This window comes from Leucobacter sp. M11, from assembly GCF_035726885.1.
Lineage (GTDB): Bacteria > Actinomycetota > Actinomycetes > Actinomycetales > Microbacteriaceae > JAPFRB01.
In genome coordinates this window covers 145,841-148,436 of the sequence record NZ_JAPFRB010000005.1, presented here as the reverse complement: position 1 = coordinate 148,436, position 2,596 = coordinate 145,841, and the positions used below count along the sequence as shown (strand labels likewise).

At 72.0% G+C, this 2,596-nt stretch carries 3 protein-coding genes; 2 read left to right on the top strand and 1 reads right to left on the bottom strand.

Annotated features, from left to right (window positions below; translation table 11 throughout):
- Positions 1 to 569: FAD-dependent oxidoreductase (locus OOT08_RS16030; RefSeq protein ID WP_325093827.1), on the top strand; the 569-nt coding region annotated here is incomplete at its 5' end.
- A 60-nt stretch (positions 570 to 629) separates the two neighbouring features.
- Complete coding sequence (gene sucB / locus OOT08_RS16025) at positions 630 to 1,997, top strand: 2-oxoglutarate dehydrogenase, E2 component, dihydrolipoamide succinyltransferase (protein WP_325093826.1); 1,368 nt, start codon at positions 630 to 632, stop codon at positions 1,995 to 1,997.
- A 124-nt stretch (positions 1,998 to 2,121) separates the two neighbouring features.
- On the opposite strand, the gene OOT08_RS16020 is transcribed toward sucB, so the two are convergent.
- Positions 2,122 to 2,596: hypothetical protein (locus tag OOT08_RS16020; protein WP_325093825.1), on the bottom strand; the 475-nt coding region annotated here is incomplete at its 5' end.

Sequence of the window (2,596 nt, the reverse complement as noted above, 5' to 3'; positions counted from 1 at the left end):
GTCTCGGCTTCGAGGAGCAGGGCATCGCGATGGATCGCGGCTTCGTGCTCACGAACGAGCGCCTCGCGACGAACGTGCCCGGCGTCTACGCCGTCGGCGACATCGTCCCCGGCCTCCAGCTCGCGCACCGCGGCTACCAGCAGGGCATCTTCCTCGCGGAGGAGCTCGCCGGGCTGAACCCCGTCGTTGTCGAGGACGTCAACATCCCGAAGGTCACCTACTGCGACCCCGAGATCGCGTCCGTCGGCATGACCGAGGCGAAGGCCAAGGAGCAGCACGGCGACGACCGGATCACCTCCTACGAGTACAACCTCGCGGGCAACGCCAAGAGCGAGATCCTCGGCACCGCGGGCACCGTCAAGGTGATTCGCGTGAACGACGGCCCCGTGGTCGGCGTGCACATGATCGGGGCCCGCGTCGGCGAGCTGATCGGTGAGGCCCAGATGATCGTCAACTGGGAGGCCTACCCCGAGGACGTCGCACCGTTCATCCACGCACACCCCACGCAGAACGAGTCCCTGGCCGAGGCCATGCTCTTCCTCGCGGGCAAGCCGCTGCACACGCTCTAAGCACTTCCGGCCCCCGCGGGCCGTTACGACCACACAGATCAATAAGGAGAATCCCACACCATGAGTGAATCGGTAGTCCTGCCGGCCCTCGGCGAAAGCGTCACCGAGGGAACTGTCACCCGGTGGCTCAAGAACGTCGGCGACACCATCGCCGTCGACGAGCCCCTGCTCGAGGTCTCGACCGACAAGGTCGACACTGAGATCCCCTCGCCCATTGCGGGCGTCCTTGAGGAGATCCTCGTCGAGGAAGACGAGACCGTCGAGGTCGGCGCCGTGCTGGCCCGCGTCGGCGACGGTTCCGGCGCCGGGGCTGCCCCCGCCGCTGAGCCCGAGCCCGCCGCCGCGCCAGAGCCGGTCGCTGAGCCGGAGCCCGCCGCCGCGCCCGAGCCGGTCGCTGAGCCGGAGCCTGCCGCAGCGCCCGAGCCCGTCGCCGCGCCCGAGCCGGTCGCCGCGACGCCCGCGCCCGCTGCACCCGCTGCCCCGGCAGCACCCGCTGCGCCGGCCGCACCGGCAGCTCAGGCTGCGCCCGCCGCCCCGGCCGGTTCCTACGTGACCCCGATCGTGCGCAAGCTCGCCAACGAGTCCGGCGTGGACCTGGCCACGATCACCGGCACCGGCGTCGGTGGCCGCATCCGCAAGGAGGACGTCCTCGCGGCGGCCGCCTCCGGCAGCGCCCCCGCCGCAGCAAAAGCCGCTCCCGCTCCGGTTTCCGAACTGCGCGGCACCACGCAGAAGATGAGCCGCCTCCGCAAGGTGATTGCCGAGCGCGCGGTCATCTCGATGCAGGCGTCCGCCCAGCTCACCAGCGTGGTCGAGGTCGACGTCACCCAGGTCGCCGAGCTGCGCAACCGGGTCAAGGACCAGTTCCTCGCGAAGACCGGCAGCAAGCTGTCCTTCATGCCCTTCTTCGCGATGGCCGCCGCCGAGGCGCTGCGCACCTACCCGATCGTCAACGCCACGGTGGAGGGCGACTCGATCGTCTACCCCGACACCGAGAACATGAGCATCGCGGTGGACACCGAGCGCGGCCTCCTGACCCCGGTCCTGCGTGACTCCGGGGACAAGAACCTCGCCCAGATCGCTCAGGAGATCCAGGATCTGGCCGAGCGGACCCGCGACAACAAGCTGACGCCGGACGAGCTCGCGGGCGGAACCTTCACGCTCACGAACACGGGCTCGCGCGGCGCGCTGTTCGACACGCCCATCGTGTTCCTGCCGCAGGTCGCGATCCTGGGCACCGGCATCGTCCAGAAGAAGGCCGTCGTGGTCTCCAGCCCCGCGGGCGACGCCATCGCAATTCGGTCGATGGTGTACCTCGCGCTGTCCTATGACCACCGGATCATCGACGGCGCCGACGCGGCCCGCTTCCTGGGCCAGGTCAAGGACCGCCTCGAGGGCGGTCAGTTCGAGGCCGACCTCGGCATCTAAGGATCACTCGCGACTCCGCGTCGCCGTTGCCCCCGCACCTCGGTGCGGGGGCAACGGCGTTTCTGCGCCCGGCATCCGCTGGCCCGGCGTCCGCTGGCCCGGCGTCCGCACCGCCGGAGTGTCCTCAGCCCGGGAGCGCGACCGGAACCGGCGTGAGGGCCCCGCGGAGGTGGTACCGGAGCAGCTCCGAGAGCGCGGCGGGATCCCGCTCCGCCTCGGCGAGGCTCTGCTCCTGAGCCGAGCGTAACCTGGCCCGGCTGGCCTCCGGGGCAAGGTCGAGGAGCCGGGCGGTGCTTCCCGCGGGGGGCACGCCGCAGCAGCCCGCGTCCCGCAGCGGGTGCGCGAACGCCACAGAGCGCAGCAGCAGCCCGCCCGCGCCGAGCAGGAGCGCCTCGGCGCGAACCTCGCCGAGGCAGAGCGCCTGCGCCCTGGCCTGCGCGGCGAGCCGTCCGACAGCGCCGAGCAGGCCCGCGGCCTCCCCCGCGCTGAGCGCCCGCCAGCGGTGTCGGCTGAGCAGCGGCACCCGGCGCGACGCCCCCCGGCTCGGAGGAAGCAGCAGCGCCCGGCGCGACGCGTCAACCTCGACGACCGCGCCGCCC

Coding starts and splice junctions, on each gene's coding strand:
- sucB (WP_325093826.1), top strand. CDS start 630: ATGAGTGAATCGGTAGTCCTGCCGGCCCTCGGCGAAAGCGTCACCGAG.